Raw genomic sequence first — 24,289 nt, 5'->3', positions numbered from 1 at the left:
GGAAGAACACATGCCAAACCGCAAAACGGCTCATATCGTATCCCACACCCATTGGGACCGGGAATGGTATCTGCCCTATGAGAAGCATCATGTCCGTCTGATAAAACTGATGGATGCGCTGCTGGACAAGCTGGATGAGGATCCGGAATACCGCAGCTTTTTCCTGGACGGCCAGACGATCATTCTGGAGGATTACCTACAGGTCCGGCCGCAGCAGCAGGCGCGGCTTGAGAAGCATATTTCGGACGGCCGCATCCTGATCGGCCCCTGGTACATCCTGCAGGACGCGTTTCTGACGAGCAGCGAGGCCAATGTGCGCAACATGCTGATCGGGCACAAGGACGCCAAGCGCTACGGCCAGTCGGCCAAAATAGGCTACTTTCCCGACACCTTCGGGCTTGCCGGACAAACGCCCCAGCTGATGCGGCAGTCCGGCATCCATAACGCCTTCTTCGGGCGGGGCGTGAAGCCTACTGGTTTTAACAACACGGTCGCCGACGGCGATTACGAATCCTCCTTCTCCGAGCTGGAGTGGGAGGGGCCGGACGGCTCCAAGGTGCTCGGCATCCTGTTCGCCAACTGGTATTCGAACGGGAATGAAGTGCCTGCGGATCCGGGCGAGGCGAAAGAATTCTGGCAGCGCAAGCTGGCGGACGCCGCCAAGTATGCTTCCACTGGGGAGCTGCTGTTCATGAACGGCTGTGACCACCAGCCGATCCAGCTCGATCTGCCGGAGGCGATCCGCACGGCGCGCGAACTGTTCCCGGATACGGACTTCGTCCATTCCAATTTCATCGATTATTTGGCGGCCCTCGAATCCTCGCTGGACCGTGAATTGTCCTCCGTCCGGGGCGAGCTGCGCAGCCAGCGGACGGACGGCTGGGGGACGCTCGTCAATACGGCTTCCTCCCGCGTCTACCTGAAGCAGTTGAATCAGCGGGGCCAAGCGATGCTCGAGAAGGTAGCCGAGCCGCTTGCAGCTTATGCCAGCCTGCTCGGTGCGGCGTATCCACATGATCTCCTGCAGTACGCCTGGAAGACGCTGATGCAGAACCACCCGCACGACAGCATCTGCGGCTGCAGCGTGGATGAAGTGCACCGCGAGATGGTCACCCGCTTCGAGAAAAGCCGGCATGTCGCCGAAGCGGTTGCGGACGACAGCCTGCAGTCTATTGCGGAACACATCGACACTACCGGCTTTGCGGCGTTCGGGCCGGATGCTGTTCCGTTCACCGTCTTCAATACGACCGGCGGCACGCGGACCGGCACGGTCAGCGTCGAAGTCGACGTGCTCCGCCATTATTTCCGGGAAGGCATTCCGTTCGGCGAAATGAAATCGCGGGTGAAGCAGCTCGAGCTGGCGGACCGGATCGTGGTGGACAGCGAGGGACGGAAAGTGGACTGCACGATCACCGACCTGGGACTGCAGTTCGGATACGATTTGCCAGACGACAAGTTCCGGCAGCCTTATTTTGCCCGAAAGGTCCGGGTGGAGCTGGAGGCGGCGGACGTTCCCGCGAACGGCTTTAGCACCTACGCGGTCGTCCGCTCGGCTTCCCAATCCGCTGCATCGGCGGAACGGTCCACGCTTGTTACCGGGGACCGAACCATGGAAAACGAATACGTGTCGGTTAGCATTGAAAACGACGGATCGGTGACGCTGACGGACAAGGCGAGCGGCCAGATTTACTCTAATTTGTGCGTTTACGAGGACAGCGGGGACATCGGCAATGAATACATGTACCGCCAGCCGGACGGGGAAACCCCGCTGACGACCCGGAATACAGCAGCCGAGATTACGATTCTGGCCGACAAGCCTTACGAGGCGTCCTTCCGGGTCGTTCATGCCTGGGACATTCCGAAGGGAGCGGAGGAGAAGCTTGCGCTGGAGCAGCAGGAGCTCGTATGGTTCACCGGCCGATCGTCCGGCCGCTCCAAGGAGACCGTCCGGATCGTCATCGAGACGACCTTGACGCTGGAGAAAGGATCACGCGGTTTGAAGGTATCCTCTCGCTTCCATAACCAAGCCAAGGATCACCGGCTGCGGATGCTGTTCCCGACCGGCCTTGCCAGCAACGTTCACCAGGCGGATTCCATGTTCGAGGTCGTGACCCGCGGCAACGAGCCGTCCGCCGAATGGACCAACCCGAGCTACTGTCACCACCAGCAGGCTTTTGCCAGCATCCAGGACGAGCGGACGGGACTCACGGTCGCGAACCTGGGCTTGAACGAATACGAGGTGCTGCAGGACGGACAGAACACGATTGCGGTGACGCTGCTGCGTTCCGTCGGCGAGTTGGGCGACTGGGGCGTATTCCCGACACCGGAGGCGCAGTGCCTGGGCGAAGCCTATGCCGAGCTGATGATCATCCCGCACGGTCTTGCGAATCCTGAGGCTGCGTATAACGAAGCCTATCAGTTCCAGGTGCCGTGGACGGGCGTACAGGTCGGCCTGCATGCGGGCAGCCTCCCGCCGGTTTATCAATGGTTCGGCTGGCAGGGAGAAGGAATAGCACAGTCCGCGGTGAAAAGAAGTGAGGAGACAGGAGACCTCATCTTCCGCTGGTACAATTTGACCTCGAGCGGCAGCGAGCTTGCCGTAACGCCGACATTTGCGTATCGCCAGGCATATCGAAGCAATATTCTGGAAGAGCGGCAGGATGCGGTTGAAGCGGTGCAGCCCGGAGGGGCGCTCCGCGTAGCGGCCGGGCCGGCCGAGATCGTGACGCTGGCCTTGGAGATTGCGGATACCGGCAATATAGGTTAACGATCGATGCAGAACGAATAACGGAGGGAATCGCGATGAATCTAAGCGGAGTGCCGGAGCCTAGGATTGAATATGCTCCCAAACATTATATTTGCCGGCGGGCGCAAGGGCCGCTCGTCCTGGACGGACGCCTGGATAAGCCGTTCTGGTCCGAAGCGCAGTGGACGGAGGATTTCGTCGATATCGAGGGCGATCTGCGCCCCAAGCCGGCCAAGCAGACCCGGGCCAAAATGCTGTGGGACGACGAATATTTTTACTTCGGCGCGGAGCTGATCGAGGATCAGATCTGGGCTACGCTGACCGAGCGGGATTCGGTCATTTTCTACGACAACGATTTTGAAATCTTTATCGATCCCGATGGGGATACGCACCAATATTACGAGTTTGAAATCAATGCGCTGAATACGGTCTGGGACCTGCTGCTGGTACAGCCTTACCGCGACGGCGGACCTCCGGTCAACGGCTGGGATATCGCCGGCTTGCAGACCGCGGTGCATATTGACGGCGAGCTGAACCGCCCGGATGCGGACAACCGCAAATGGAGCGTGGAAGTGGCGATCCCGTGGGCGAGCCTGAAGGAATGTGCGCCCGAGGGGCGCCGCCCGGCTACAGGCGAGTTCTGGCGCGTCAACTTCTCGCGGGTGGAGTGGCGGACGGAGGTTCAGGACGGCGAATACCGCAAGGTGCTGAACCCCGAGACCGGCAAGCCGTACCCTGAGGACAACTGGGTATGGTCGCCGATGGGCATCATCAACATGCATTATCCGGAGCTCTGGGGGTACGTCGTATTCTCGGACGGAGAAGTGCCCCAGGATTTTGAGCTGCCGGAGGACGAGCGGATCAAGTGGGAGCTTCGCAAGCTCTATTACCGCGAGCGCAACCACTATGAGGCCCATGGACGGTTTACCGCGGATTGGGAGCAGCTGAAGGGTGAAGATACCTGGACGATTCAACCGGAGATCGAAGTAACCCGCAGCCTGTTTCAGCTGACGGCGCCGTCCGCGGACGGACGAGCGGTGTACTGCATCCGCGAAGACGGAAAGCTGTGGAAGGAGGAAGCGAAATGACGACGCATACGACCGCATTCTCGCTGGATCAGGAGATGCTGCAGCGGATCGAGGAGAAATTTCAGGAGAAGATGGCACTGGCCGAATCCCGGAAACAGGAGCTGTTCGGCGTGTTCGAGGAGGCTTTGACCGCCGAGGAGACATGGGCTTTGAAATATTTGTACGCGTACATGCCGGTCAACGACCTGGCAGATTACGACGGTACGCTGTTTCTGAGCCATGTGCGCCGCACGCTGGCGATCCGCAAGCAGGTGCCTTGGGGCGAGCGGGTACCGGATCACCTCTTCCTGCACTTCGTCCTCCCATACAGGGTGAATACTGAAAATATCGAGGATTCGCGCGGCATATTGTATAACGAACTGGCGGAGCGGACCGCGGGACTGTCCATGGCGGACGCGATCCTGGAAACGAACTACTGGTGCCACGAAAAGGCGACCTACGTCGGCAGCGATCTGCGGACGATTTCGCCCCTGACGATGATCCGCACGGCCCGTGGCCGCTGCGGGGAAGAGTCGACGCTCGCCGTGGCTGCGCTGCGCAGCATCGGCATTCCTGCGCGCCAGGTCTATACCCCGCGCTGGGCGCACTGCGACGACAACCACGCCTGGGTGGAAGCGTGGGCCGATGGGCAGTGGTACTATATCGGCGCCTGCGAGCCTGAAGCCCGCCTGAACCAGGGCTGGTTCACTCCGCCGGCACGGCGTGCGATGCTGATCAACACGAGAATCTATGCCGATTATCCGGGGCCTGAAGATATTACGCTGGCCGACGAATGGTTTACGGAGATCAACCTGCTGGAAAATTACGCGCCGACGCAGACCATCCGCGTGACGGTAAAAGATGAGGCCGGCGTTCCGGTAGAGGGGGCCGAGGTGCGCTTCGAGCTGTACAACATGGCGGAGCTGTACCCGATCGCCACGCTTCCGACGGACGAGCGGGGCGAAGCCTCCTTCAAGACGGGCTTCGGCGACCTGGTCATCCGCGCCGTCAAGGACGGACGCTGGGGTGAGACCAAAATTTCGGTCCGGGACAGCGAGCGCTTTGAGCTGACTCTGGACTGCTCCGTTCAGCCGGAAGGAACGGCAGACTTTGACATGGTGCCGCCGCCCGAACGGGAAGGGGAAGCTGCGGATGCCGTCACGGAAGAGAAGCAGCAGCGCCACAACGTCCGGATCGAGGAAGGTACGCGCATCCGGACCGCCTTCGAGGAAACCTTCCTCGGCGGGGACGATGCCGCCCGATTGGCGAAGGCGGCGGGGCTTCCGGCCGAGCGTGTCGAGGCGGTGCTGGGCAAGGCCCGGGGCAACGGACGTGAAATCGCGGCTTTCCTGGAAGAGCGTTCCGGCGAATTCGGAGAATGGCCGCTTCGGCTCCTGGAATCGCTGAACGACAAGGACCTGGCCGATACGTTCCGGCCGGCGCTGGACGACCATCTGACCGGAGCGCTGAAGCGCCGCGGCGATTGGGATGAGGAGCTCTTCGGCCGGTACATTCTGTGCCCGCGCGTGCTGTTCGAAATGATCGTGCCGTACCGGAAGTTCTTCCAGGAAGCCTTTACGCCGGAGGAGACAGCCGCGTATCAGGCCGATCCGGCGCAGCTGGCCCGCCGCCTGGAGCAGGGCTTCGGTCTATGGGAGGACCTGCCGAATCTGCTTGGCAAAGGCAATCCGGTCGGTACCTATCGGCTGGGCAAGGGCGATCCGGTGTCGCTCGGCATCTTGTTCGTGGCCGCCAGCCGCAGCCTTGGCATCCCGGCCCGCCTGCACCCGAGCGAGCAGAAGCCGCAGTATTGGCAGGACGGCGGATGGAAAGACGCGCCGTTCACCCTGTATGCCTCCGCCGAGGAGACCGGAAGCGCAGGCTGGGGCATGCTGCGCCTGCTGCGGGATGAAGCGGCCGGTCCGGATGCGCCTGCCGCATCCTACAGCGAGAACTTTACGTTCGCCCGGCTTGAAAACGGCGTATACAAAACGCTGGTATACCCGTTTGGCCAAACCGAGGTGTACGACGTGCCTTTTGAAGTGGAGCCGGGTGCCTATCGCCTGACAACGGGCATCCGTCTGAAGGACGGGACCGTACGGGTGCGCCTCAGCTACTTTACGGTGAGCGAAGGGGACACGACGGAGGTTCCGCTGACGTTCCGAGAAGCTGCCGAGGAGGTGCCGGTGCTGGGCACGCTGGATGGCGGCGGGGAAGTTACGCGCTTCGACGGGACGGCCGCCGCGCTGGGCGGCTTGATCGGTTCCAAGGGTGCCATCACGGCCTGGATCGAGCCTGAGCGCGAGCCGACCAAGCACCTGCTGCGTGAGCTCGGGGAGCTGGCGGAGTCGTTTGACAAGCTGGCGCTGCCGATCGTCCTGATCATTGGAGATCGGGAGTGGACGGCGTCGTTCGATCCGGCCGCTTATCCGAATCTGCCGGCGCAAACGGCGTTTGTACGGGATTCCAGCTATGCTTCCCTGCCTGACCTGATTTCGTCTTCGGCTGCAAACGAAGCGGGCTACCCGCATCTGTTCGTGCTGGACGGCCAGAATCAGATCCGGTACACGGCATCCGGCTATAAGATCGGCACGGGGAAAGAGGCGCTGCAGATTTTATCGGCGGTAACAAAGCAGGGGTAAGCCGGCAGAGCAAGCCGATCCAACAGAACAACCTAACATAACAACTCAACCGGGATCGAGATTCTGGTACAACCCAATAAGAAACGGAGTGTCTTAAGTATGTCGAAAAAATATATTGTGGCGGGTTACGCCGTGGACGCCGTGCTGCCGGAGATGACGCCGGAGGACCTGTCCAGGCTGACCCATCTGAACGTGGCGTTCGGCCATGTCCGGGATGACGAGATTACGACGGAGCATTTGAAGAACGGCGAGGCCATCCGGTCCATCAAGCGGGAGCATCCCGAGCTGACGCTGCTGCTGTCGGTCGGCGGCTGGAGCGCGGGCGGCTTCTCCGAAGCGGCCGCAACCGAAGAAGGAAGAGCCCGCATGGCGGCATCGGCCGTACGGGTGCTGAACGAGTACCCGTTTGACGGGATCGACTTGGACTGGGAGTATCCGTGCTACGGCGAGGCGGACATCGCCGCCAGTCCGGATGACAAGCACAACTTCACGCTGCTGCTGGCGGCGATTCGGGAAGCGCTCGACGCCAAAGGCGCCGCGGACGGCCGCCACTACCTGCTGACGATCGCGGCGGGGGCGGACCAATATTACGTGGACGGCACAGAGATGGATCAGGTGCAGAAGTACCTCGATTTCGTGCAGCTGATGACTTATGACATGCGGGGCGGCTTCCAGGTGCTGACAGGCCATCATACGAACCTGTACACCGGAACGGGCGATTTGTTCCGTATCAGCACGGACGCTTCCGTGAACATCTTTGTCGGGGCAGGCGTGCCGCGGGAAAAAATCGTGATCGGAGCGGCGTTCTACTCCCGCATCTGGAACGAGGTCCCGGACCGCAACCGCGGCCTGTACCAAATGGCGGGCACGACAGGCGGATACGGCCCATCCTTTACAGAGCTGGCTGCCGATTATATCGATAAAAACGGCTATACGCGCTACTGGGATGAGGAAGCCCGCGCGCCGTTCCTGTTTAACGGGTCGAGCCTGATCTCCTATGATGACGAGGAATCCATCCGGCATAAATGCGAGTACGTGAAGGAGCAGGGACTGGCCGGCATCATGTTCTGGGAATACGGCTGCGACCGGACGCACCGCCTGCTGGGCGCGATGCACGAAGGGTTGGGCGCCAAGTAAAGGGAAGGTCCTAGCCGAAATTAGCCGAAACGAGCCGAACGAAAGTACCACGATTTGAACGAACGATGCTTCAAAATCACCGGTTTGTCTAACGCATCGAATTTCATGCATCCTTTCCTTGATCCAGGGGAAGGATGCATTTTTCTTTATCCAATGCCGGGTTCGTACAGGCAGCTTTCCATAGGGCTCGTTTCATACCCGTTTACTTCATGGCACGGCCGTTTGCATGGCTTGGTCCCGATGTTCATCTCATACTTGATCGGAGCTGCCCCAATTTGCCACAATGGAACAATGGAGGTGGATTGACATGGGAGAAAGAAAAGTCATTGACGCTTCGGCGAAGCTGAACACGGTGGAGTCGATCCGGGCGGATCTCGGCCGTCTCGGCGTCCGGGAGGGTGACACCCTGCTGGTGCATTCCTCGCTATCCAAAATCGGCTGGGTGTGCGGCGATGCGGAAGCCGTCATTCTGGCGCTGCAGCAGGCGCTCGGCAGTGCCGGGACGCTGGTGATGCCGGCCCACAGCGGCCAGAATTCCGATCCGGCGGAATGGGCCAATCCGCCCGTACCATCCGCATGGCTGGAGGAAATTTACGCGCATATGCCGGCGTTTGACCCGGATTACACGACGACCCGGGCGATGGGGAGAATCGCGGAGCAGTTCCGCTCGCTGCCGGGAACCCTACGCTCGTATCATCCGCAGGTGTCGTTTGCAGCCAGGGGCCCGCTTGCGGCAGAAATTACAGGTGTACACGCGCTGACGCCGCAGTTCGGCCAGGATTCGCCGCTGGGGGCCCTGTACCGGCTGGATGCCAAGGTGCTGCTGCTTGGGGTCGGATACGACTCATGCACGACCTTTCATATGGCAGAGACGCAGATCGAGGATATGCCGCGGAAAAGAATGGGGGCCGCCATTCGGGAGGAAGGCGTGAGAACGTGGAAATGGTTCGAAGACTATGCCTACGATTCCGACGACTTTGACCGGCTCGGGCAGGATTTTGAAGAGCAGGGACATGCTGCTGTCGGTAAGGTGGGCATGGCGGAATGCCGGCTGCTGCCCGTCAGGGCGGCCGTGGATTATGCGGCTTCATGGTTAAAAAAGCACCGCTTCGCATAAGAAGCGGTGCCTTCTGCCTGTTGAGAAACTTCAACGGGCTTTTTTTTTAGAGATAAGAAAGTATAAGTTTCGGAGCTTCTGCTTCCTGATCTCGCAAGAAAAACTTCCTCTAGACGCGGTCTGTCTTCTTTGAAAGTACGTCGATAGACGTTTTTCTTATCATTCAGGAAATGATGCGGCTTGATTTCCTAAGGAGATGGGAGGTTCCCCTTATCCAAAAGTGAAGATGGGTTTCACAAGATGAGTTTCACTTCGGTGGATTCATTCTTGCGGCTGTCAGTTCGGCGAGAACGATGGCGTCCTCAATTAGAAACGTTTGGCAGCTTCCTTAGCCTGTGCAATCGCTTTTTCTTTTATAAAAGGAGCCTGCTCTGATACCGCCGTTCCTTCAACAAAAATAGCTTCAGTTTCGATTCCATAGAACTGTAAAATGGTTTTCATATAGCTGAATCCCATTTCTATTGAAGCTAAAGGGCCTTCCGAATAAACGGAACCGCTGGCTTGGATGTGCAAGGCTTTCTTGCCGGGCAGCAGACCTACAGGACCCTTTTCGGTATACTTGAACGTCTTGCCCGGAATGGAGGTCGCATCCGTGTATGCTTTCAAAACCGGCGGAACCGTAAAATTCCACATCGGGGACACAAAAACGTACTTATCGGCTGCCATAAATTGATTAAGAATTTCCTCAAGACGAGCCACTTTTGATTTTTCAGCCTCGGACAGCTGATCCAAAGACGAACCCGCCCGAAGCTTTCCCCACCCCCTTAAAACATCAGCATCGATTTGCGGAATGTTTTCTTTATACAGATCCAAATGAACAACTTCGTCGGTTGGATTTGCTTCGCGGTACGCTCCAATAAATTGTTTGCCCACCGCAAGGCTATAAGATTCCTCCGGATTAAGGGGATGAGCGGTGATGTACAGTACAGTTGCCATGCTTCAAACTTCCCTTCTGTAATATGATTAAGAACACTTACAATGCTGATCATATAATACTAACTTACTTATGGTAAGTAGTCACATTAATGTGGTATAGTAACAAAAAAGGTACCGTAAACGGAGGTGGGCCTATGCAAAAGAACCCTGCCCAATGTCAATTCGTAGTTGCGCTGGATTCGATCGTCGGCAAATGGAAGCCGATTATCCTTTATCATTTGCTTCAAGGCAAGCCTTTGCGGTTCAATGAACTCAGAAGATTGCTGCCTGATATCACGCAAAGAATGCTTACGCTCCATCTGCGCGAATTGGAGGAAGAGGAGATCGTTAAACGAGTCGTTTATCCGCAGGTCCCGCCGAAAGTGGAATACTCCATCACGGAATACGGCAAGAGCCTGTCGCCGATTTTGGAATCTCTGCATCAATGGGGAGTAGCCCATGTTAAGCGAAAACAGCTCAAAATGAATAATCAAGAACAAACAGAAACGGACTAGCATCATAATCGCTAGTCCGTTTCATTCTGTTTCGAAACACATAATACCGAGCGGTGATTGCGAAGCGTGTCCGGGATCGCGGCCTGGCGTCAGATCGAAGGAAGCCAAATAAGCTAACGCCAAAAAGGCACCGCTTCGCATGAGGAGCGGTGCCTTTTTGGGCTTGCCGTTACAGATCCGCTACCACGCGGAAACCGATGTTGCCTGTAGAGCTGTCCGGCGTGTTGCCGCTGCGCGCAGCGACGCGGTACCGGTTGCAGTAGGATTGATGGCATAAGTACGATCCGCCCTTCATGAGGCGGGCGTTTCCCTGGGCAGGCCCTTCCGGCCGGTCCGAAGAGCCGCGCTGTGCCGGGTCGGACGTAAACCAGTCCCGGCACCATTCCCATACGTTGCCCGACATGTTGTACAGCCCGTATCCGTTCGGAAGATAGGCGTCCACGGGAGCGGTGCCGAGGTAGCCGTCGCTGGCATGGTTTTTGGTAGGGAATACGCCCTGCCAAATGTTGCAGCGGTGTTCGCCGCCGGGGCGCAGCACGTCGCCCCAAGGGTAACGCTTGCGCTCCAGGCCGCCGCGGGCCGCGGCTTCCCACTCTACTTCGGTGGGCAGCCGGACGCCGGCCCAGGCGCAGTAAGCGGCAGCGTCATTCCAGGAGACGTGGACCACGGGATGGTCCATCCGGTCACCGATGCCGCTGCCGGGGCCTTCCGGCTCCCGCCAGGTGGCGCCTTCGACGCCGAGCCACCATGGCGTCCGCTCCGGAGAGCCGACGATCTCCACCTGCTGGGGATCCGGGATCAGCAGCTGGAAAACGTACGACCAGCCGAATTTCTCGGCTTCGGTGACGTAACCGGTCGCCTGGACGAAAGCGGCGAATTCGGCGTTCGTGACGGCATAAGGCGACATGCGGAATGCCGGGATGTGCACTGGCCGCGCAGGCCCTTCCGCGTCCGAGGCGAAGCCTTCCCCGTCATCGGTGCCGAGGATATAGGTACCCTCGGGGATGATCGGCCATTGGGAAGGATCGGGCTGAGCGGAATGTTCCGCCAAGCTCGGCTCCTGCTGGGCGGCTGAGCTGTGGAAACGCTCGGCTGCGGAGCCGGTATAAGCCGGCGAAGCTTCCTTGGGATCAGCTGATGCTGCCGCCGGTGTGCCCGATTCCGGGCCAGTCTCTGCCCTGCCGGATCCTTGAAGCTGCGGAAGGCTGCTTGCGGCCCCTGTTTCCCCTTCGTGAAAATCCTTTGCTTCAGGCGCGTTTAAGTGTCCGGCAGCAGCCGTTCCGCAGGCGGGAGCCTGCAAAGCGGCTTCACGCCCGGCCGAACAGCAGCAGGAGGAGGTTTCGGCCTTTCCGGCATTTCCCGACGTTGGAACGGTGGAGGAGGTCTCTTGGGTCATTTTGGTCCTTGCTCCTTTCCTGGTAGGAGGATTTCATGTTTTATGTCCGTTCGGATTTAACCCGTGTCCGTCCGCTTGCTGGCAACAGCTCAAGCCCAGTTGGCTTCATAGCTGGGCAGGCATCCGTGTGCCCTCTGGGAGGGCGGCGGCCGCAGCGGGCTCTGAGGGTATCAACAGGCTTTGAGGGCAAAGCGGCCCCAAAAAAAACGAGCTATGGGGATGCGGCGGGCCCTGAAGGCTCACGGCCGCAGCCGGCTCAGCAGGTCAACTGCTCCAGCATCAGGAGCGCCGCCCCCACGGCGATCGCTTCTTCGCCATAACTGCCTTTGCTGAAAATGACCTGATATTTCGGGTAATGATACGTTTTGCGGATGGCGGTCTGGGTCGCCGTATAGAAGAACAGGTTCGAATCCGTCATCAGCGGCCCGCCGAGAACGACCTTCTCGGGATACAAAATGTTCAGCAGGTTGGCCAGGCCGATGCCGAAGTACGTTGCCGCCTGGGTCACGACTTCCGTGACCATCGGATCCATCTGCTTCAGCGCCTGCATAATGTGGCTGAAGCGGGCCGGCTCGCCCGGCTCCAGCATCTGCTGCAGCCGGCTGCTGCGGCCGATCCGCAGCCGGGAATTCACCTCGCGTTCGATCGCATGGACCGACGCGTAGGAATCGAGGCAGCCGTGGTTGCCTTTGGCGGTTCGGTAAGGGATGCCATCCGCCTGGATGATCATCTGCCCGAACGAGCCTTCCATATCGGCTGCCCCATAGATCAGCTTGCTGTCCGACATCATGGACAGCCGCAGGCCCGTGCCGCCATGCACATACAGCATGTGGCGGAAATCCTTGCCGCGGTTCGCCCATGCTTCGGCGACGATGGCGGCATTGGCGCCGTTGTCGAGCAGCACCGGAACGTGCAGCGCCTCCTCGATCAGGCGCACGATCTCGACATGCTGCCAGCCCGGCGCGGCAAACCACTCCGGCTCCTCGATGATGCCCGCCTCGCGGTCGAGCGGGCCGACGGCGCCGATACCCATGCCGATGATTTGATCCAGCGGGATGCCGTGCGCGGCAATCCATTCCCGGGCCCTGCCGACAACCTCGCCGATGAGCCGCTCCGGCGTCATGTCGACTGTCATGTCCCATTCAGCTGCTTCCAGCGTCTGCCCGGCTAAATCGAGCAAAATGAGGCGGGAGACGACGCGGGAGACATCCAGGCCAAACGCATAGCCGTACTCGCCCCGGACCTGGTACAGAATCGGACGCCGTCCCCCGGTTGAAGCGCCGAGGCCGCTCTCACTAATGACGCCGATGGAGACAAGCTCGTCGAGGACGCGGGTCAGCGTACTGATCGTCAGTCCGCTTGACGCCAGCAGGTCGCTCTTGGAAATCTCCTGCTTGCGCCGGATATCATAGAACAGTTCCTTGGCTTTCGGTGAGGGAATGCGTTCTTTTACATTCCATCTCTCTTCCTTAAAATCTTGCATATCGTCGTTATCCTCACTATTCTGAACCGTTAAGGCCAGCGGTTTTTGCCCCGCAATATGATCCGGCGGCAAACGCCGAAGGGCTCTGCTGGCAATGGTTTTTCTACAATTATACGTACAGGCTGCTTCATGATTATCATACACACGGCCCCAGCAAGTGGCAACCGGACGGCATCCTCATCTGTGAGGTTTTATCCCCCCATTATACCGATCTTAATTTCTTTTTGAAATAAAGTAATCAGAGTAATCCGTTTTCATCGTTTTCCCATCGGGGTAATCTGCACGAAAAAACGAATAATTTCATTTACTTTTCATCACGTGAAGGGTTTAATAAGGGGGAACAGGCATTTTCAAGGATTCTCTCAGGGTTATCGATCATATCCGCTGGATTCAAGGAGGAGAGCCGATGAATAGGAACGAAGAGCGAGGCAAGCCCAACGTGCTGCTGATTACCGTGGACCAGATGCGATTCGACTGCCTCAGCATCGCCGGCCACCCCGTCGTGGAAACGCCGAATCTGGACGAGCTTGCCCGGACCGGCGTGAGGTTCAGCCGCGCCTATTCGGCCACCCCGACCTGCGTGCCGGCGCGGGCGGCCATCTTTACGGGCCAGTCTCAGCGGACGCACGGACGCGTTGGGTATCAGGACCGGGTACCGTGGAATTATCCGGTCACGCTGCCCGGGGAGCTGGCCAAAGCGGGATACCATACGCAGTGCATCGGTAAAATGCATGTGTATCCCGCCCGAAACCTGATGGGCTTTCACAACGTGGTGCTGCATGACGGCTACCTGCATCACAACCGCAATTTTCACGGCATCCCGATGCAGGAGCATTACGATCAGGTGGACGATTACCTGCAGTGGCTCCGGGAAAGGATGCCTGGCGCCGATCTGATCGACACGGGCCTGGACTGCAACGCATCGACCGTCGCACGTCCGTGGCATCTAGACGAAATGAAGCATCCGACGAACTGGGTCGTGACCCAGTCGATCGACTTTCTGCGCCGCAGAGACCCGGGCAAGCCGTTCTTTCTATGGATGTCCTTCGTCCGTCCGCATCCGCCGTTTGATCCGCCGCAGGCGTATCTGGACCTGTACGAAGATGCGGATATTCCGAATCCGCCGGTTGGAGACTGGGCGCAGGGGGATGACCCCGCCCTGGAAGGTTTGGCGCCTACAACGGGCAAGGGGCTCGTCCCCAAACGAAGGCTGCGCCGGGCGATGGCCGCTTATTATGCGCTGATTACCCATCTGGACCACCAAATCGGCCGGTTCCTGCAGGCGCTGAACGAGTACGGAGAGCTCCATAACACGGTGATCATGTTTACCTCGGATCATGGAGAGCTGCTTGGCGATCATCACTTGTTCCGGAAGGCGCTGCCCTATGAAGGAAGTGCCCATGTGCCGTTGATCGTGAACGACCCTGGCGGCAGGCTCCATCTCAAGCAGGGCACCGTGGCCGATGAGGTCGTGGAGCTGCGTGACATCATGCCGTCGCTGCTTGATGCAGCCGGGGTTCAGATCCCGGAAAGCGTGGAAGGGGACAGCATTTGGAGGCTGGCAGCGGCCAGGAACGAAGCGGATACAGCATCGCCGGTATGGCGGAGCCATCTGCATGGGGAGCATGCCTACGGTCATCAATCTACCCAATGGGTCACGGACGGGACCGAGAAGTTCATCTGGTATCCGCAAACCGGCGAAGAGCAGTTTTTTAACCTGGCGGAAGACCCCATGGAGCTGCACAATGCCATTTCCGACGAAGCCTGCCGGGACCGGATCGAACATTGGCGTTCCATTCTCATCCGTGAGCTGGAAGGGCGGGAGGAAGGCTTTACGGACGGGGAGCGGCTTATCGCCGGCCGGAAGCAGGCGGCCGTACTGTCCCATATCCGGGTTTGATGCGCAGCAGCGGATTCATTGAACTAACGTTATTGCATTATCGAAATATAACCTTAGGACGGCTGCCTGGCTGCAGGCAGCGAATATACAGCTTGAACTGTTTTTGGCGATACGTTAACCGTAAATTAAGGAGATGATCCGAATGATAAAGCTTGACCGGGTTTGGGAAGACACAAGCGTCCTTCATATTCACCGCGAAGAGCCGAGATCCTATTACATTCCTTATGGCGACGCCGCTTCAGCGCGTTCCGGCAAGCGCTCGAGATCCCCTTTGTTCCAAACCTTGAATGGGGCCTGGAAATTCAGGTACCACGAAAGTGTCCAGGACGTGACGGATCCGTTTTATGAAGACGCTTTCGATGCCTCATCATGGGATGAGCTTGTCGTCCCGTCATGCTGGCAGACCGAAGGCTACGACCAGCTCCATTATACGAATGTCAATTATCCGATCCCGGTAGATCCGCCATATGTCCCGGATGCGAATCCGGCAGGGCTCTACGTCAGAGAGTTTACGGTGCGCGAAGACTGGACGGGCAAGCAGGTCTATACCATGTTCGAAGGGGTCAATTCCTGCTTCTACCTGTGGATCAACGGGCAGTTCGCCGGATACAGCCAAGGCAGCCGGATTCCGGCCGAGTTTAACGTTTCCGGACTGATCCGGCCAGGTACGAACCGCATCGCCGTCATGGTATTGAAATGGTGCGACGGCACTTATTTGGAAGACCAGGACCTCTGGCGTTTCTCCGGGATTTTCCGGGATGTATACCTTCTGGCCCGGGATGAGGCCCATGTCCGCGACGTATTTATCAAACAGGACATTTCGCCGGATCATTCCTCAGCGAAGCTGCTGTGTGAGCTGGAGACGACGGGCTCCCTGGATGCGCTGGTGCTGCTGCAGGACGCGGAAGGGACGACCGTCGCCAAAGGGGCGGTGCGGGCAGACGGGCGGAGTGTCATCGCGCTGGACATCGAAAATCCGGTGCTGTGGAACGCGGAACATCCATATCTGTATGAGCTGTTTGTGCAGGACGGAAGGGAAGTGCTCCGTTTTCCGGTCGGATTCCGCCGGATTGACATCGTTGACAGCGTATTCCGGATCAACGGCCAAGCTGTCAAGCTGAAGGGCGTGAACCGTCACGACTCCCACCCTGATTTGGGACAGACGGTGCCGTTGAACCACATGATCCGGGACTTGAAGCTGATGAAGCGGCATAACGTCAATACGGTCCGTACCTCTCACTATCCGAACGACCCGCGGTTTTTGGAACTGTGCGACCGGATGGGCTTCTACGTGGTCGACGAGGCCGATCTGGAGTGCCACGGGCTGGCCGTATCCGGCGATTTCCATCAGCTGACCCGCGATCCTGATTGGGAAAAGGCGTTTGTGGACCGGGCCATCCGGTTGGTGGAACGCGACAAAAACCATCCTTGCGTCATCATCTGGTCCATGGGCAACGAATCGGGATACGGCCGCAATCATATCGCCATGGCCGAATGGACCCGTGAGCGCGACGAGAGCAGGCTGGTCCATTATGAAGGCGCCTCCCGGCGTTACCATGGCGACGCGGATACCGAGGCGCTCGACATCGAAAGCGAGATGTATCCGACGCTGGAATACGTCGAGAGCTACGGACAAAATCCGGATCACGCGAAGCCGCTGTTCCTGTGCGAATACAGCCATGCCATGGGCAACGGGCCCGGCGATCTGAAGGAGTACTGGGATTTGTTCTACGCGTACCCGAATTTGATGGGCGGCTGCGTGTGGGAATGGAACGATCACGGTATCCGCACCCAAGCGCCGGACGGGCGCGAGTATTTCGGATACGGGGGTGACTTCGGAGACCATCCGAACGACGGCAACTTCTGTATCGACGGCCTCGTGTCGCCGGACCGTGTTCCGCATGCCGGACTGCTGGAGCTCAAGCAGGTCATTGCGCCCGTGCGAATGGAAGCCGAGGATTTGTCGCGCGGCACGCTGATCATTACGAATCTTTACGATTTTTCGGACCTGTCCCATCTGACCTTCGACTGGTCGCTGGAGCGCTGCGGAGAAATCGTGGAGCAGGGAAGCCTCGGGACGATCCAGGCGGGCCCGCAGGAGAGCGTGACGGTCATCATTCCGTTCCAAAAGGCTTTCCCCGACGGCCGCTGCTTCCTGACGCTGACCGCCTCGCTCTGCGAATCCACGGAATGGGCCGACCGTGGGGAGGAAATCGCGTTTGCCCAGTTTGAGATGGCGGCGGAGGATTCTGCAGTCCAGCCCGAGCAAGGGTGGCTGACGGCTCTGCGAGCACGTCCCGTGCACGTCACGGAGGACGGGGCGCAGCTGATTGTGACGGGGATGGATTTCCGCCACGTGTTCGACCGGAACCTGGGAACCTTCGTCCGCATCTCGAAGCAGGGGGTGGATATGCTCGCAGCGCCGCTATCCTTTAGCATCTGGCGGGCACCGACGGACAATGACCGCAACGTCCAGCGTCAATGGAAAGATGCGGGATATCACCGGGCAGGCACGAAAGTATACCAGGTCCGGGTCAGCGAGCCGCAAGACGATGCGATCGAGATGACCGTGGATTTTTCGCTCGGCGGCTACATGAAGCATCCTGTCCTTCATGGACAGGCCGTATGGCGGGTGGACGGTTCCGGAGAAATCGCGCTGGCCACGAGTGTCAAGCTTCGGGAGGGGCTGCCGTTTCTGCCCCGCTTCGGGCTGAAGGCCGTCATGCCGGCCGGCACCGAGGAGGTTGAGTATTTCGGTCTGGGTCCGCATGCGAGCTATGTCGACAAGCGCCAAAGCGTACGGGTCGGCAAATACCTTCTTCGCGTCGACGACATGTTCGAGCCGTACATTATGCCGCAGGAGAACGGCTCCCGATACGGGACGGAGTGGGCGACGGTGACGAGCGAACGGGGCATGGGGCTTGCTTTCCACGGAAATGCGCCGTTTTCGTTTAACGCCTCCCATTACTCACCGGAAGACCTGGAGGAAGCCGCCCACCTGCACCAGCTGCAGCTGGTCAAGCGGAAGGAGACGATCGTTCATCTTGACTACAAAATGAGCGGCGTCGGTTCCAACTCCTGCGGTCCAGAGCTGCTGGAGAAGTACCGGCTCGATGAGCGGGAATTCGAGTTTTCCATCCGGCTCCGTCCGGTTTTCAAAGAAGACGAATAAGAGGCAGAACATAACGAAACCCCCGGCTCCGCACGGAGCCAGGGGTTTTTGCATGGCGGGCGTTAATCGAACAAGTCACCGAACACGTCAAGCACGCTTTTTTTCTTTTTCTTATGATGCGGGTAAGAGGAATGGCCATGCTTGTCATATTTGTCATAGGACTGCTGCTGCGGCGGATAGGGCTGGCCTGAAGGGTAACTGTCCCTCGGCCTCTGGTTTCGGTCAGCATCTCCGTAATACCATTCATTATAGTCTCCGCGGACTTCACGCACGTCGGACATCAGCTTGTCCAGCTCTCCGCGGTCCAGCCACACACCTTTGCATGTCGGGCAAATGTCGATCAGGATCCCGTCTTTTTCCACTTCCTTCATGCGGGAGTCTTCGCATATCGGACACTTCATCTCGATTCCTCCTTGTCATGCCATATTTCTAATGTATACGGATAGGGAGCCGGATGGTTTCTTCTAAATGTTCAACCGCTCTTCCGATCCTCGCTGCAAAGCTTCTGCTTGACAAGAACTCATTATAAAAATATACTTACTTACAAAAAGTAATTAAATAAAAGTTAGGGGAGTGCCGACATGCATCCTGAAATGAAGCTTGGACCGGTTAAAATCAAGATCAGCCGGATGGACCGTTCCATCACCTTTTATACAGAAATTATCGGACTGGAAGTGTTGAAAAGAGAGGGGAGTACGGCGGAGCTGGGACCCAGGGGATCCGCGAGCCCGATTCTGATCCTCGAGGAGCTGGAGGACGCTGTCATCGTGCCGGAGCGTTCGCATGCGGGACTGTACCATTTTGCGATCCTGCTGCCGAGCCGGGAACATCTCGGAACAGTCGTCCGCCATTTCATCCAGACCGACACGCCGTTTGGCCAAGGGGACCACGGGGTCAGCGAAGCGATCTATTTGAGCGATCCGGATCAGAACGGGATCGAGGTCTATGCAGACCGTCCAAGAGATACGTGGCGCAAGGAGCCGGACGGGAATTACGTTATGGTCACCGAAGCGGTGGACATTCGCGGCCTGCTGGAGCAGTCGGCCGGGCTGGAATGGCAGGGGCTGCCTGCGGGAACGGTGATCGGGCATGTTCACTTCCATGTCGGAAGCCTGCCCGAAGCGAAGCGTTTCTACTGCGATATACTGGGGTTTGACGTGGTCGGCGATTATGCGCGGATGCGCGCACTGTTCATCTCGGCCGGAGGTTACCATCACCATGTCGGCCTGAATATTTGGGCCGGCGCCGGAGCGCCGCCGGTACCGGCCAATGGCACCGGCATCGATTATATGACGATCGTGCTGCCGGGAGCACGTGAGATGGAGGAGCTCGTCCAGCGAGTCCGTGAAGCGGGAATGGCTGCGGAAGAGCAGGAAGAAGGAGTCTTTCTCGTCAGGGATCCCTGGAATATAGGGGTGCGGCTGACTTCGGCCGATCGCGGCTGAGCACATTTTAAATAACCGCTTTTTAATAAAAAGTCATGGCCTGCCGATCAAACCGTATTTCATAAACCGGGTCATTTCGCTCCGGAACTCGGAAAGGTTCTGCAGCAGTGCGCCCTGATTCATTTGGTCATGCTGGAGAATGGAGCAAATGCCGACCGTCAGACCCAGCTCCAGGGTGAAAATTTCTTGAATCCCGTTCATGCTCCCTTCCTCGATCCGCCGCTTGATCTCCTTGATTTCGGCGCTTTGCCGGTACAAGGATTGGTCAAAGTATTGGGAAAGCTCCGGGTAACGCGAAGACTCGGCAAAAAGAATGCTGTACTGCTCATGGTTGCGCTCGATCATCGTGATCCGTTTATTCACGTAACGGTCGATCAGCTCTTCGTTTGTGCTCTGGCTCAAATCTGTGTGCGCCGTAATTTCTTCATCGGGCTCGGCTGTAACAACGCACGCTTTGAGCAGCTCCATTTTACTGCTGAAATATTTATACATGGCCGCTTCGGAAATGCCGCAGGCTTTGGCGATTTCGCTCGTCTTCGTGGCGTCATAGCCCGTCGTAGAGAAAAGTGTCCTTGCCTGCTGGATGATCCGCTGCTTGGTCTGTTCGCCTTTGTTCATATCGATCTCCTTCAGTTTCGTGAAAAGGGTGTCCGTGTATTTAAAATTATAATAGAAGTGACAAAGAAGACCAGCATGTAAGCTGGTCTTTTTGTATGCCTTTTTAGATGATTATATCAGGTTAACTTTTTAAAAATCCAGGCTCTGCAAAGCTCGGATTCGGATATTTGTAGAAGCCCTCGCCGGCGGCGCGGCCAATCTTGCCTTTATCGAGGTATTCGGATTTCAGGAGATTCGCGATCTTTTCGAATTCCGGGTCGCCGGTCGCTTTGGCTTTGGCCAGGCCGATATTGTAGGCGGTGTTGATGCCCACCACGTCCAGAATGGCGAACGGTCCCATCGGAGCGCCGGTTGCCACCATCCATGTTTTGTCGATCGTTTCCGGGTCGGCCACTTCTTTGACCAGCAGCAGCTGGGCGGCTTCCAGCAGCGGGACCAGCAGGGAGTTCAGGATGTAGCCGGGCTGCTCCTTGTGCAGCGGCAGGGCCACCATGCCGATGGCCTTGGCAAATTCGATAACGTCGTTGAACACGGTTGTGTCCGTGCCGGGGTGCTTCATGATTTCGCCGGTGTTGTTTTTCCAGATTTCATTGGCAAAATGGAGCGCCAAAAACTTCTCCGGCCGCCCGGTTGCTTCGGCGAACTGGCTAGGCAGCAGGGTGGAAGAATTCGTGGCAAATACGGTCCGTTCCGGGGCAACCTTGCCCAGTTCCTGGTAAAAATCGGTTTTGATCCGCACCACTTCGGGAATCGCTTCGATCACCAGATCGGCCTGTGCAACCGCTTGGGCCAGGTCGCTGTTGAAGGAGAGCCGGCTAAAAGCCGCGGCAAGTTCTTCCTCCGAGGCGCCAAGATCGTGCCGATAATGGGGCATCAGATCGTGGATCCGGCTTTTGGCCCGGTCCAGTGTCTCATCGTTAATGTCGTATACGGTGACTTCAAAACCCTTGAAGGCGGTCTGAAAAGCAATTTGGCTGCCCAGCACGCCGCTGCCGGCAACCGTAATATGTTTGAAATTCATGATGCATTGCTCCTTTTTCTTAGATGTGGTTATTGTCGTCTTCGGGTTATCCATTCATGCGTAAAGCATAGTGGAGAAGGCCCGCGTGGATTGCCGCCAGGACATCCTGCCGGCCGGCAAGAGATATCCCAGCAGCAAATGGAATTAAAAAGTAAGTACTCACTAACTTATTTTCAAACCGATTATGCTCCTTTTTTCCTACCAAGTCAACAGCACAGATCAGGCAAAATTGTTCTTGCCTTTTTCACATGGCGGGGATACAATGTACCCATACAACTTGTACGTACATGTTCTGATAAATTGTGTATTACTATATATAAGTATGTACAAGTAAAAATATCAGTTTACGCACAGCAAGTGGACGAAACCGAAACATGGGAGGCTATAATCATGAAATTGAAACCGCATTCATTTTGGTTTGTAACCGGCAGCCAGCACTTATACGGACCCGAAACGCTGGAACAGGTAGCCGATCATTCCCGGATCATCGCGGAGCAGCTCGGACAGGATACCGCTGCGATTCCGTATCCGGTCGTTTTTAAACCGATCGTGAAGACGTCCGACGAGATTTACCAGCTGATCGTTGAGGCGAACAGCGACGAATCCTGTGCCGGCATTATTACGTGGATGCATACGTTCTCTCCGGCGAAAATGTGGATCCGCGGCCTGACGCAGCTCCAGAAGCCGCTGCTTCACCTGCATACACAGTTTAACCGCGACATCCCATGGGAAACGATCGACATGGATTTTATGAACCTTAACCAGGCTGCCCATGGCGACCGCGAGTACGGCCATATCGGAGCCAGACTGGGCATCGCCCGCAAAGTGGTCGTCGGCCACTGGGAAGACGGAGACGTGCGCCGCAGTATCGGCGGGTGGATGCGTACGGCGGCAGCCTTCGCGGAGAGCCGCAGCCTGAAGGTAGCGCGCTTTGGCGACAACATGCGCGAAGTAGCCGTTACGGAAGGCGATAAGGTTGAAGCGCAAATTCAATTCGGCTGGTCGGTCAACGGCTACGGCGTCGGTGATTTGGTCCAGGTTCTGAACGAAGTTCAGGACAGCGAAGTTGAGTCGCTCCTGAAAGAGTATGCAGAACAATACAGCATTACGCAGGCAGGCTTGTCCGCCGGTCCGGTGCGCGACGCGATCGCCTACCAGGCGCGGATCGAAATCGCCATGCGCCGCTTCCTGGAGGAAGGCGGATTCGGGGCCTTCACGACGACGTTCGAAGACCTTCACGGACTCCGGCAGCTTCCGGGTCTTGCCGTGCAGCGGCTGATGGAATCCGGATACGGCTTCGGCGGCGAAGGCGACTGGAAGACGGCTGCACTGACCCGCGTTCTAAAGGTTCTTGCCAATAACAAGAGCACGTCGTTCATGGAGGATTACACGTACCATTTCGAGCCGGGCAACCATATGATTCTCGGAGCGCACATGCTTGAGGTATGTCCGACGATCGCGGCAACGAAGCCGACGATTGAAGTGCATCCGCTCGGCATCGGCGGCAAAGAGGATCCGGCCCGCATCGTGTTCGACGGCCAGGACGGTCCGGCGGTCAACGCTTCCCTCGTCGACCTTGGACACCGCTTCCGCCTTCTGGTGAACGTCGTGGACGGCGTGAAGGTCGACAAGCCGATGCCGAAGCTTCCGGTAGCTCGCGTGCTGTGGAAGCCGCAACCGTCGCTCCGCGAATCGGCCGAAGCCTGGATCCTGGCCGGCGGCGCGCATCACACGGTGCTGTCTTACGCCATGACGGCCGAGAACCTGACGGACTTCGCCGAAATGGCCGGCATCGAAGCCGTGGTCATCGATAAAGATACGTCCGTGCAGCGCCTGAAGAACGAGCTCCGCTGGAGCGAGGCAGCTTACCGCTTGAGATAACCGGACCGATGTCTGTGTTCACCCGGCCTTGTGTTACAATACTCAAAGAGAACGAAGCCTTCCGGGATGAATCGGCAGATCCAGCCCGCAAGGCCGAAATACAGAGCATGCCGCTGAGGTGAATGATGAATAACAGACGGATTCCCAAATATATTCTACTGAAGAACGAGCTGCTGTCCTGGTTTGAATCGGGCAAGCTGAAGCCCGGGCAGCAGGTTCCTTCCGAAAATGAAATTGCCGAACAGTTCGGCCTGAGCCGCCAGACGGTGCGCCAGACATACAGCGAGCTGGAGAAGGAAGGCTGGCTTGAACGGATCCAGGGCAAAGGCACCTTTGCCCGGTTTCCGGGACGTCGCGAGAGCGAGCTGGTCAAGACGATCGGCATTATGACGACTTATATATCGGATTACATCTTCCCGCATATCGTACGGGGTGCGGAAGCCGAGCTGCGGAGCAGAGGCTACCGGCTGCTGCTGTCCAGCACCGACAATAACAAGGACAAGGAAATGGAGAGCCTGAAGCTGATGACCAGCCAGCCGCTCAGCGGACTGATCATCGAACCGACGAAGAGCGCGGAGGGCAACCCGAACCTTGGCTATTATTTGGAGCTGCAGGAGAAGGGCATTCCTTACCTGATGATCAACGAGAAGTACCGGGAGCTCGAGTGCCCGCTGCTTCGGGTCGATGATGAGCTGGGCGGCTACAAGGCAGCCGACCATCTGCTGGCGAACGGGCATACCCGGATCGCCGGATTCTTCAAGCGGGACGACCTGCAGGGCGTTAACCGGTTGAAGGGCTTTTTGGCCGCCCACAAAGCGCGCGGCGTCGCCGTAGCTCCCAAGCGGGTCGTCACGTATACGACCGAGCAGAAGAACGACCTGCCGTTCCGGCAGGCGCTGCAGCTTCTGAGCGGAGCGGAGGAGGAACGGCCGACCGCATTCGTCTGCTACAACGACGAACTGGCGGTCAGCCTGATGGGGGCCGCGCTGCAGTTCGGACTTCGAGTGCCGGAGGACGTGTCGTTCGTCGGCTTCGACGACTCGATGCTGGCCTCGGCTTCCGGAACGAAGCTGACGACGCTGACCCATCCCAAGACGGCCATGGGCCGGGATGCGGCCAGCCAGCTGATCGCGATGATCGAAGAGGGATTGGCTCCCGGAGATACCCTGTACGAACCCGAGCTGGTGGAGCGGGACTCGGTTGTAAACCTGAACGTTAACGTGTAAAAAGGCAG

General features: G+C 58.0%; 16 protein-coding genes and 1 pseudogene. 11 read left to right on the top strand and 6 right to left on the bottom strand.

The annotated features are described in order from the left end of the window. The first annotated feature begins 10 nt into the window (after positions 1-10). From BCV73_RS22340 to BCV73_RS22320, 5 genes are all read left to right on the top strand, one after another. Positions 11-2,767 (top strand): alpha-mannosidase, encoded by a 2,757-nt coding sequence (locus tag BCV73_RS22340; RefSeq protein WP_089548577.1) that lies wholly within the window; start codon positions 11-13, stop codon positions 2,765-2,767. A 35-nt stretch (positions 2,768-2,802) separates the two neighbouring features. Beyond that, positions 2,803-3,834: a carbohydrate-binding family 9-like protein gene (locus BCV73_RS22335; RefSeq protein WP_089548576.1), complete on the top strand. Its 1,032-nt coding sequence runs from the start codon at positions 2,803-2,805 to the stop codon at positions 3,832-3,834. Then, positions 3,831-6,455, top strand: coding sequence for a transglutaminase domain-containing protein (locus BCV73_RS22330; RefSeq protein ID WP_089548575.1), 2,625 nt, complete (start codon positions 3,831-3,833; stop codon positions 6,453-6,455). The genes BCV73_RS22335 and BCV73_RS22330 overlap by 4 nt, the downstream gene beginning before the upstream one ends. 99 nt (positions 6,456-6,554) lie before the next feature. Continuing rightward, positions 6,555-7,592, top strand: coding sequence for a glycoside hydrolase family 18 protein (locus BCV73_RS22325; RefSeq protein ID WP_089548574.1), 1,038 nt, complete (start codon positions 6,555-6,557; stop codon positions 7,590-7,592). A 307-nt stretch (positions 7,593-7,899) separates the two neighbouring features. Beyond that, on the top strand, positions 7,900-8,709 hold the full coding sequence (locus BCV73_RS22320) for an AAC(3) family N-acetyltransferase (protein ID WP_089548573.1): 810 nt from the start codon (positions 7,900-7,902) through the stop codon (positions 8,707-8,709). Positions 8,710-9,015: 306 nt separating this feature from the next. Here BCV73_RS22320 and BCV73_RS22315 read toward each other — a convergent pair whose 3' ends face one another. After that, a complete protein-coding gene (locus tag BCV73_RS22315) occupies positions 9,016-9,645 on the bottom strand; it encodes an FMN-dependent NADH-azoreductase (protein ID WP_089548572.1) in 630 nt (209 codons plus the stop codon). 134 nt (positions 9,646-9,779) lie between these two features. Here BCV73_RS22315 and BCV73_RS22310 point away from each other — a divergent pair, with 134 nt between their 5' ends. Continuing rightward, entirely contained in the window at positions 9,780-10,139 is a 360-nt protein-coding gene (locus tag BCV73_RS22310) for a winged helix-turn-helix transcriptional regulator (RefSeq protein ID WP_076173545.1), read from the top strand. Positions 10,140-10,308: 169 nt separating this feature from the next. Here BCV73_RS22310 and BCV73_RS22305 read toward each other — a convergent pair. Together BCV73_RS22305 and BCV73_RS22300 are read right to left on the bottom strand one after the other, a co-directional pair. Then, a pseudogene (locus BCV73_RS22305) lies at positions 10,309-11,121 on the bottom strand (formylglycine-generating enzyme family protein); the annotation flags it as partial. Between the two features lie 670 nt (positions 11,122-11,791). Further along, complete coding sequence (locus BCV73_RS22300) at positions 11,792-13,018, bottom strand: ROK family protein (protein ID WP_089550361.1); 1,227 nt, start codon at positions 13,016-13,018, stop codon at positions 11,792-11,794. 406 nt (positions 13,019-13,424) lie between these two features. Here BCV73_RS22300 and BCV73_RS22295 point away from each other — a divergent pair, with 406 nt between their 5' ends. Together BCV73_RS22295 and BCV73_RS22290 are read left to right on the top strand one after the other, a co-directional pair. Then, on the top strand, positions 13,425-14,918 hold the full coding sequence (locus BCV73_RS22295; RefSeq protein ID WP_089548570.1) for an arylsulfatase: 1,494 nt from the start codon (positions 13,425-13,427) through the stop codon (positions 14,916-14,918). A 142-nt stretch (positions 14,919-15,060) separates the two neighbouring features. Beyond that, positions 15,061-18,090, top strand: a complete 3,030-nt coding sequence (locus tag BCV73_RS22290; RefSeq protein WP_076173547.1) for a glycoside hydrolase family 2 — start codon at positions 15,061-15,063, stop codon at positions 18,088-18,090. 62 nt (positions 18,091-18,152) lie between these two features. On the opposite strand, the gene BCV73_RS22285 is transcribed toward BCV73_RS22290, so the two are convergent. Continuing rightward, positions 18,153-18,491 carry a TFIIB-type zinc ribbon-containing protein gene (locus BCV73_RS22285; protein ID WP_076173548.1) on the bottom strand — a complete coding sequence of 113 codons (339 nt, stop codon included), beginning with the start codon at positions 18,489-18,491 and terminating at the stop codon, positions 18,153-18,155. A gap of 180 nt (positions 18,492-18,671) precedes the next feature. On the opposite strand from BCV73_RS22285, the gene BCV73_RS22280 reads away from it, so the two are divergent. After that, positions 18,672-19,535, top strand: coding sequence for a VOC family protein (locus BCV73_RS22280; protein WP_089548569.1), 864 nt, complete (start codon positions 18,672-18,674; stop codon positions 19,533-19,535). Between the two features lie 33 nt (positions 19,536-19,568). Here the strand turns inward: BCV73_RS22280 and BCV73_RS22275 are convergent, their stop codons facing one another. Beyond that, a complete protein-coding gene (locus BCV73_RS22275) occupies positions 19,569-20,153 on the bottom strand; it encodes a TetR/AcrR family transcriptional regulator (RefSeq protein WP_076173550.1) in 585 nt (194 codons plus the stop codon). A gap of 121 nt (positions 20,154-20,274) precedes the next feature. Next, a complete protein-coding gene (locus BCV73_RS22270; RefSeq protein ID WP_089548568.1) occupies positions 20,275-21,174 on the bottom strand; it encodes a 3-hydroxyacyl-CoA dehydrogenase in 900 nt (299 codons plus the stop codon). 390 nt (positions 21,175-21,564) lie between these two features. On the opposite strand from BCV73_RS22270, the gene araA reads away from it, so the two are divergent. Together araA and BCV73_RS22260 are read left to right on the top strand one after the other, a co-directional pair. Next, a complete protein-coding gene (gene araA / locus BCV73_RS22265; protein ID WP_089548567.1) occupies positions 21,565-23,055 on the top strand; it encodes an L-arabinose isomerase in 1,491 nt (496 codons plus the stop codon). Between the two features lie 125 nt (positions 23,056-23,180). Continuing rightward, complete coding sequence (locus BCV73_RS22260) at positions 23,181-24,281, top strand: GntR family transcriptional regulator (protein WP_179232156.1); 1,101 nt, start codon at positions 23,181-23,183, stop codon at positions 24,279-24,281. Positions 24,282-24,289 lie beyond the last annotated feature (8 nt).

Origin of the sequence: Paenibacillus sp. SSG-1 (assembly GCF_002224835.1) — a bacterium.
Classification (GTDB): domain Bacteria; phylum Bacillota; class Bacilli; order Paenibacillales; family Paenibacillaceae; genus Paenibacillus_AQ; species Paenibacillus_AQ favisporus.
This window is presented reverse-complemented; position numbering and strand designations above follow the sequence as displayed.

Excerpts from the sequence above, each read along its gene's own strand:
- BCV73_RS22270 (WP_089548568.1), bottom strand. The coding sequence starts at position 21,174 with ATGAATTTCAAACATATTACGGTTGCCGGCAGCGGCGTGCTGGGCAGC.
- BCV73_RS22335 (WP_089548576.1), top strand. The coding sequence starts at position 2,803 with ATGAATCTAAGCGGAGTGCCGGAGCCTAGGATTGAATATGCTCCCAAA.
- BCV73_RS22290 (WP_076173547.1), top strand. The coding sequence starts at position 15,061 with ATGATAAAGCTTGACCGGGTTTGGGAAGACACAAGCGTCCTTCATATT.
- BCV73_RS22315 (WP_089548572.1), bottom strand. The coding sequence starts at position 9,645 with ATGGCAACTGTACTGTACATCACCGCTCATCCCCTTAATCCGGAGGAA.
- BCV73_RS22300 (WP_089550361.1), bottom strand. The coding sequence starts at position 13,018 with ATGCAAGATTTTAAGGAAGAGAGATGGAATGTAAAAGAACGCATTCCC.
- BCV73_RS22310 (WP_076173545.1), top strand. The coding sequence starts at position 9,780 with ATGCAAAAGAACCCTGCCCAATGTCAATTCGTAGTTGCGCTGGATTCG.
- BCV73_RS22285 (WP_076173548.1), bottom strand. The coding sequence starts at position 18,491 with ATGAAGTGTCCGATATGCGAAGACTCCCGCATGAAGGAAGTGGAAAAA.
- BCV73_RS22320 (WP_089548573.1), top strand. The coding sequence starts at position 7,900 with ATGGGAGAAAGAAAAGTCATTGACGCTTCGGCGAAGCTGAACACGGTG.
- BCV73_RS22340 (WP_089548577.1), top strand. The coding sequence starts at position 11 with ATGCCAAACCGCAAAACGGCTCATATCGTATCCCACACCCATTGGGAC.
- araA (WP_089548567.1), top strand. The coding sequence starts at position 21,565 with ATGAAATTGAAACCGCATTCATTTTGGTTTGTAACCGGCAGCCAGCAC.
- BCV73_RS22260 (WP_179232156.1), top strand. The coding sequence starts at position 23,181 with ATGAATAACAGACGGATTCCCAAATATATTCTACTGAAGAACGAGCTG.
- BCV73_RS22295 (WP_089548570.1), top strand. The coding sequence starts at position 13,425 with ATGAATAGGAACGAAGAGCGAGGCAAGCCCAACGTGCTGCTGATTACC.
- BCV73_RS22325 (WP_089548574.1), top strand. The coding sequence starts at position 6,555 with ATGTCGAAAAAATATATTGTGGCGGGTTACGCCGTGGACGCCGTGCTG.
- BCV73_RS22280 (WP_089548569.1), top strand. The coding sequence starts at position 18,672 with ATGCATCCTGAAATGAAGCTTGGACCGGTTAAAATCAAGATCAGCCGG.
- BCV73_RS22275 (WP_076173550.1), bottom strand. The coding sequence starts at position 20,153 with ATGAACAAAGGCGAACAGACCAAGCAGCGGATCATCCAGCAGGCAAGG.
- BCV73_RS22330 (WP_089548575.1), top strand. The coding sequence starts at position 3,831 with ATGACGACGCATACGACCGCATTCTCGCTGGATCAGGAGATGCTGCAG.